Annotated in this window: 8 protein-coding genes; all 8 read right to left on the bottom strand. The window is 64.9% G+C overall.

The window, feature by feature from the left end; genetic code table 11:
* Positions 1-395, bottom strand: a 395-nt coding sequence (locus EO99_RS0120205; RefSeq protein WP_029620398.1) for a dihydrodipicolinate synthase family protein, incomplete at its 3' end; no start/stop codon positions are given.
* A gap of 86 nt (positions 396-481) precedes the next feature.
* Positions 482-1144 (bottom strand): flavin reductase family protein, encoded by a 663-nt coding sequence (locus tag EO99_RS0120200; protein ID WP_029620397.1) that lies wholly within the window; start codon positions 1142-1144, stop codon positions 482-484.
* Positions 1134-2093, bottom strand: coding sequence for a LysR family transcriptional regulator (locus EO99_RS0120195; RefSeq protein WP_077067131.1), 960 nt, complete (start codon positions 2091-2093; stop codon positions 1134-1136). Before EO99_RS0120195 ends, EO99_RS0120200 begins: the two co-directional genes overlap by 11 nt.
* Positions 2090-2764 (bottom strand): aspartate/glutamate racemase family protein, encoded by a 675-nt coding sequence (locus EO99_RS0120190; protein ID WP_029620395.1) that lies wholly within the window; start codon positions 2762-2764, stop codon positions 2090-2092. The genes EO99_RS0120195 and EO99_RS0120190 overlap by 4 nt, the downstream gene beginning before the upstream one ends.
* Positions 2761-4218, bottom strand: a complete 1458-nt coding sequence (gene hydA, locus EO99_RS0120185) for a dihydropyrimidinase (protein ID WP_037112568.1) — start codon at positions 4216-4218, stop codon at positions 2761-2763. The genes EO99_RS0120190 and hydA overlap by 4 nt, the downstream gene beginning before the upstream one ends.
* 17 nt (positions 4219-4235) lie before the next feature.
* Entirely contained in the window at positions 4236-5162 is a 927-nt protein-coding gene (locus tag EO99_RS0120180; protein ID WP_029620393.1) for an N-carbamoyl-D-amino-acid hydrolase, read from the bottom strand.
* A gap of 25 nt (positions 5163-5187) precedes the next feature.
* On the bottom strand, positions 5188-5853 hold the full coding sequence (locus EO99_RS0120175; RefSeq protein WP_029620392.1) for an amino acid ABC transporter permease: 666 nt from the start codon (positions 5851-5853) through the stop codon (positions 5188-5190).
* A 2-nt stretch (positions 5854-5855) separates the two neighbouring features.
* Positions 5856-6533: an amino acid ABC transporter permease gene (locus EO99_RS0120170; RefSeq protein WP_029620391.1), complete on the bottom strand. Its 678-nt coding sequence runs from the start codon at positions 6531-6533 to the stop codon at positions 5856-5858.
* Positions 6534-6535 lie beyond the last annotated feature (2 nt).

The raw sequence follows: 6535 nt of genomic DNA, 5'->3' as shown, positions 1-6535 counted from the left end.
ACGTCGTCGCCGACGGCCTCGACCGCCTGGCCAAAATAATCGACGATCTGCTCGTCGGTCCGAAGCGACAGTGTCGGCGCGATCATCACGCCGGCCGCCCCCATGTCCATGGCACTGCGGGAAAGCGAGCGCATCGCCGCAAGGCCGGGTGCCGAGACGCCGACGATCACCGGGATCTTCGAGCGTCCGACCACCTGCTGGATGATCGCCCGACTCTCCTCCGGCTCAAGCTTGGGCGCTTCGCCCATGATGCCGAGGATGGTGATGCCGGTGCAGCCGCTCTCCTGGTAGAAGTCCGTCAGCCGGTCGAGCGAGACAATGTCGATCGTGCCGTCCGGCAGGAAGGGCGTGGTGGCGATGGCGTAGACGCCCTTGGATGTGACGCTGAATGTCATTCTTTTTGTTCCTTCTCAGATGTATTGCGTGAAGTCCCTGCTGCCCGGCAATGAACGCCGCAGCGCGCCGGCTAGGTGTCGAGCTGTCAGCCCTTGGTGATCCCTTGTCCCTTGCGAAACTCTTCGACGGTCGGTGTCCGGACCTCGAACTGGTCCTGCGTGCGCGCATAGCGGAAGCCGCCGAGCCGCCCGACGGCATCCATCAGGACCTGGTCGACGTGCAGGTTATCGGTGTTGACGGCATCACGGCGGATGAAGACGCCCAGGACTTCGCCGATGATGATCTCCCGCGCCGGCCCGACCTCGAGCGTCGTATGAAGACGGCATTCGAGTGCGGCGGGTGCCGCGAGAATACGGGGGCTTTGCACCATCTCGCCCGGCACGGTCGCCAGCCCCGCCTCCTGCAGTTCGTCGACCTCGGGACCGAACTTGATGGCGCAGATCTCCATCTGGTTCACGAGCCCCGTGTCGATGATATGGACGGTGAAATCGCCGGTCTCGCGGATGTTGCGGGCGGTATCCTTGAAGCTCCTGTCCGCTTGGTTCTCGACCCCGATCGCCACCATGGCCGGATCATGCGTCAGCACGTTGAAGAAGCTGAACGGACCGGCGTTCGCTTGCCCGGCCTTGCTCACCGAGGTGACCAGAGCGATGGGTCGCGGCACGACGGTGCCGATCAGCAGCTTGTAGCGCTCCCGCTCGTTCAGTTCTGCAAAATCGAAATGGGTGTGACCGATGTCATCCTTCATCGCGCAAACTCCCCTCAGAGCCGGTCTGCAGGCCCGAAGCCTGGAAATCCGACAGCGCCCTTCGCATCTCGGAAATGAAGGCATGCTGCAGTCGCGAGCGCGGCACCCCCTTGCGGGTGATCAGCACCGCCGGCACTTCGATCGGCGGCAGGAAGGACCGCTCGACAATCCCGATCGACCGGTTGAAGGCAGCTGTATAGGGATCGATGACGGCGGTGCCGATGCCGGCGGTCACCAGCACGGCAGCCGTGGCGCAGTAGCGCACTTCCACCCGCGGATTATAGGGCGCGCCATCGCGCTCGAAAGCGGCACGCACCATCTGACCCAGCCGCGATTCAATCTCCAGCCCGATGAAGTCGCCCCTGGAAAGCGTCTGGGCGCTCACCGTGCTCTCCACGGACTTCTCCGTCTTCGGCAGGACGGCGACCATATGGGTCCGGGCGATGACTTCTATGTTGACGGCGAGATGTCGCTCCAGCCCGAGCGCCAGGCCGATGTCGGCGTTGCCGCTCTGCACCGCCTCCACAACATGCTCGAGCCGCCGCACGTCGTAGGCGACCGACACGCCCTTCCTGTCCTTCAGGAACCGCCGCATGGCAAGCGGCGCGACCGTGTGACCAAGCGGCGGGGTCGAGATCACCCGCAGCCGCCCGGAAATGCCCTGGCGCATGTCCTGCGCCCGCGAGGCAAAGCCCCGCAACAGTCCGAACACCGGCTTGATGTCCTCGTGCAGCGCCACCGCCTCCTCCGTCGGCTGCAGCCGCCGGTGCAGCCGCTCGAAGAGCGTGACGCCGGTCTGGGCTTCCAGCTGGCGAATTCCGTTGGAAACGGCGGGCTGCGAGATGCCGAGCTGTTCGGCCGCTTCCACGGTCGTGCCGGAGCGCATCATCGCGTCGAAGATCTCCAGCAAGCGTAGGGAAATCTCCGGCTTGGGAGGTGAACCGCTCATGCCGAACCGGTCACCAGATTGCCGAAGGCCATGGCAACCGCAGCCTGCGTCGGATCGATGATGGCAACGCCCGTCTCGTCCTCGAGCCGCCGGCGGTGCCCGGACATGCCGGCACATCCCAGCACGATCGCGCCTGCGCCGAGCGTCTTCAGCTTTCCGGCCGCCCGCAGCAGCAGCCCGTAGCTTTCCTCGCCATGTCCGCTTTCCGCCACGCTGACGGAGCCTTCGAGCGCCACCTCACCGGCAAGCCGCTGATCGACGCCCAGACGCCGCAGATTGCGCAGATGCCGGGGAATGGAGCCTTCCGCCACCGCAATCACGCCGAAGAGGTCAGCCAAGGCGAGTGCCGAGAGGACGCCGGCGTCCTGGATGCCATAGACCGGACGGCGGGTGATGGAGCGGGCGAGATCGAGGCCGGGCTGGGAGTAGCAGGCGAGCACATAGGCCGCCGCATCCGGCCGTGCCTCGATCACCGCCGCCGTGTGGAGCGCCGCCTCGTCGACATGCCGTTGGGTGACGACGCCGGGAGGTCCATGCTTGATCGTCACGCATTCGATCGCGGGCCCGCCGGCGAAGGAGAAGCCGGACAGCGCCTGGCGCAGTCCCTCGGTGACGGTTTCCGAGCTATTGGGATTGATGACGAGGATGGGACCCGATGCGGCACTGGTCACGGTGCAATCTCCTTGCCGTAGGTCGCCGCCACCGCGAATTCGACGGCGCGATGGCCGGGCATGGCGCCGGTGTCGACGGGCTTGCGGGCGATGAAACGGCCCTCGCCCCGACCGGCCTTCAGTTCGCCCTTTTCCACCACGGTGCGGCCGTGGTTCATGACGAGTTCCGGCCAGCCGGTGATCTCCATGCCCTCAAACGGGCTGTAGTCCATGTTGTCGTGCTGCGCCTCGAGGGTGACGGTGCGCTTCTCGTCCGGGTTCCAGATCGCGATGTCGGCATCGAAGCCAGGCACGATGGCGCCCTTGCGGTCGAGACCGAAGACCCGGGCGGCATTGGTACTGGAGAGACGCACGAAGTCTCCGAGCGTGATCTTGCCCTTCGCCACGCCCTCGGAAAACAGATAGGGAAGCCGCATGGCGATTCCCGGCATGCCGTTGGCGATCTTCGGATAGGGCGCATCCGCCCCGTTCAGGAACTTGCCCGTGGCATCGGCGCGATAGGGCGCGTGATCCGACGAGACGCTTTCGAAGGTGCCGGCGCGGATATGCTGCCACAGCCCCTGCTGCGTCGCGTGATCGCGCAGCGGCGGCGAGCAGATGTATTTGGCACCTTCCATTCCGGGACGGTCGAGATCGTCGCGGGTCAGGGCGAGATACTGCGGACAGGTCTCGGCAAAGAGCTTCGTGCCGGCGAGCTTTTCCCGGCGCACGATCTCGGCGCCGCCGCGCGTCGAAACATGCACGATGAAGAGCGCCGCATCCACGAGCTTGGCAAGCGAGACCGCCCGATGGATCGCCTCCTCCTCGGCAAGCTCCGGACGGCTGAGCGCGTGATACTTGGGCTCAGTCAGGCCGGCGGCGGCGAAGCGCCGGTTCATCCATTTGACCATCTCGTTGTTTTCCGCATGCACCATGGTCAGCGCGCCATGCGTCTTGGCGATCGTCAGGATGTCGAGCATGCCGGCATCGCCGATGTTCATGAGGTCGTAGGTCATGAACACCTTGAAGGAGGTGATGCCGCGGGCAAAGACCCCCGGCAATTCCTCCAGCACGGCCGGCGACGGATCGGAGATGATCAGATGGTAGGAGTAGTCCAGCACCGAGTTCGGTGCCGCACGACCATCGTAGGTGGCGATGACATCGGCGATCGATTGCCCGCGATGCTGGGCGGCGAAGGGGATGAAGGTCGAATTGCCGCCGAAGGCTGCCGACACCGAACCGGAATAATAGTCGTCCGCCGTCATGACGCCCGAGGAGCTTTCCTGCGCGATATGGCAGTGCCCCTCGATGCCGCCCGGCATCACCAGTCTTCCCCCGGCATCGATCCGCCGCTCGCCGCCGGCGATGCGCTCGGCCACGGCGGCGATCACGCCGCCATTGATGCCGATGTCCGCCTTGAAGGTCTCGGACGGCGTGACGACGGTGCCGTCGTGGATGACTGTTTCGAACTGCATCATGCTTTCCCTGTCTCTCAGACTTCGACGATCGCTCCGGTCTGCGATGTTATGCGACCATAGTGCTCGACGCGACGGTGCCGCGCAAAGTCGAAGATCGTCGTCTTGCCGAAAGCGCATTTCTCGAAGTCGCAGTCGGCCCAGATCAGTTCGTCTTCCTCCGTCTCTGCGCGCGCCAGCACGAAGCCGTCCGGATCGACGATGATCGAGCCGCCGATCAGCGGATGCCCGTCCTCGAGCCCCGCCTTGGCGACGCCGACCACATAGGTGGCGTTCTGGTAGGCGCCCGACTGCAGCGAGAGGTCGGAGTGGAACAGCCGCTTCTCCAGGCCCTCGGCGTTCATCTGGCTGTTTACCGCCGGCGTGTTGTAGCCGATGGTGACGAGCTCGACGCCCTGCAGGCCCAGGCAGCGGTAGGTCTCCGGCCAGCGGCGATCGTTGCAGATCGCCATCCCCATGATGGCGCCCTCGTTGCGCCAGACGTTGAAGCCGAGGTCGCCCGGCTCGAAGTATCGCTTTTCCAGGTGCTGGAACGCCCGCTCCGTGTCGTATTCGTCGTGCCCGGGCAGATGCACCTTGCGGTATTTGCCGATGATCTCCGCCTTGCGGTTGGTGAGGATCGAGGTGTTGAAGCGGCGGCCTTCCGGGGTCAGCTCGGCGTAGCCGAACGTCATCGCCATTCCCAGCTCGCGGGCCCGCTCGAAGAGCGGCATGGTTGCGCCATTGGGCATCTCGCGCTCGAACCAGGTATCGACCTCGGTCCAGTCCGGCATGTACCAGCGTGGGAAGAAGGTGGTGAGCGCCAGTTCCGGATAGACGATGAGGCCGGCGCCTTTGTCGGCTGCCATGTTCATCAGGTCTATCATCCGCGCGACAACGGCTTCGCGGCTGTCCGCCTTCTGGATGGGGCCAAGTTGTGCACCGGCAATGATCATTCGCGTCATGGAACTGTCCTTCTGTTGTCCCCCGTCATGCCGCAAGCTTGCGCTGGAAGCGGCTGACGAGCCGCACCACGGGCCAGAGGATGACGAGATAGATGAGCGCCGCCAGAACCAGCGGCGAGGCGTTGTAGGTGATCGAGCGCGCCATGTTGGCGTTGTAGAGGAGCTCGGAGAGAGAGACGACCGAGGCGAGCGACGTCAGCTTCACCACCTCCACCGTGTTCGACAAAAGGTCTGGCAGGACGTTGCGGATCGCCTGAGGCAGTACCACCGAGGTCAGTGTCTGCGCCTTCGTCAGCCCCGTCGAGCGGGCGGCCTCCCACTGGCCCTTGCCGACGGAGAGGATGCCGGCCCGATAGACCTCCGCGTAGTAGGAGGAATTGTTGAGCAGGAAGGCGAGCGCCACCGCGGCGAACGGCGAGATCTCGACGCCCGCGAACGGCAGGCCCGAATAGATGAAGATCAAAAGAACGAGCGGCGGAAGCGCCCGGAAGATGTCGGTGAAGACGATGGACGGGATCCTGAGCCAGGCCCGCGGGCTGATGTTGGCGAGTGCCACCAGCAGCCCTCCGATTAATCCCAGCAGGATGACGGCGGCGCAGAGCTGTGCGGTCATCCACAGTCCCGACAGCATCAGCGGCAGGGTCTTTTGCATGATCGTCAGGTTGAAGAACTGGTCGGCAATGCTTTGCATGACTACCGCCCCCGCCGCATGTCCTGCCGGCGTTCGACCATTCGGGCCACGAACACCAGGGGCAGGAAGAGAATGAGATAGGCGATCGCCGCCATCGACAGCGGCGTGGCGCTGCCCGAGAAGCTCTGAGCGGTCGTCGCCGCCGACAGGATTTCCGAGACGCCGATGACCGAACCGAGCGCCGTCATCTTGGTGATCGCCAGAACCCGGTTGACGAGCGGCGGCATGGCAAGCCGCACCGCCTGCGGCAGCGCCACATAGATCAGCGTCCTGCTGAAGCCGAGCCCCGTGGAGATCCCGGCCTCCCACTGTCCCTTTTCGATCGAGGAGAAGCCGGCCCAGAAGATCTCTTCGGCGAAGGCGGCCAGCGTCAGCGCCAGCACGATGAACAGCACCATGGGGCCGGACAGCCGGATCCCTGCCCCCGGCAGGCCGAAGTAGAGGAGCAGGATCAGCACCAAAGGCGGCAGCGCCCGGAAGATGTCGGCAAAGCAGATGATGAAGAAGTTGAGGCCCCGGACCCGATAGGTGCGCAGGCAGGCAAGCGCGAGGCCGCCGGCGATCCCCGCGATGACCACCGCCAGTCCGAGCCAGATAGCCACCACCATGCCCGCCAGGATGTCGGGCAGGTACTGGGCCATCACGGTGGTGTTGAAGAAGGTCTGTAGGAAATTCTGCACTG

It is taken from the genome of Pseudorhizobium marinum, assembly GCF_000705355.1.
GTDB lineage: Bacteria > Pseudomonadota > Alphaproteobacteria > Rhizobiales > Rhizobiaceae > Neorhizobium > Neorhizobium pelagicum.
The sequence above is the reverse complement of the archived record's forward strand: the minus strand, read 5'-3'. Positions and strand labels throughout refer to the sequence as shown.

Bases quoted from the DNA above. Each gene is read 5' to 3' on its own strand.
- hydA (WP_037112568.1), bottom strand. From the start codon at position 4,218: ATGCAGTTCGAAACAGTCATCCACGACGGCACCGTCGTCACGCCGTCC.
- EO99_RS0120195 (WP_077067131.1), bottom strand. From the start codon at position 2,093: ATGAGCGGTTCACCTCCCAAGCCGGAGATTTCCCTACGCTTGCTGGAG.
- EO99_RS0120180 (WP_029620393.1), bottom strand. From the start codon at position 5,162: ATGACGCGAATGATCATTGCCGGTGCACAACTTGGCCCCATCCAGAAG.
- EO99_RS0120200 (WP_029620397.1), bottom strand. From the start codon at position 1,144: ATGAAGGATGACATCGGTCACACCCATTTCGATTTTGCAGAACTGAAC.
- EO99_RS0120175 (WP_029620392.1), bottom strand. From the start codon at position 5,853: ATGCAAAGCATTGCCGACCAGTTCTTCAACCTGACGATCATGCAAAAG.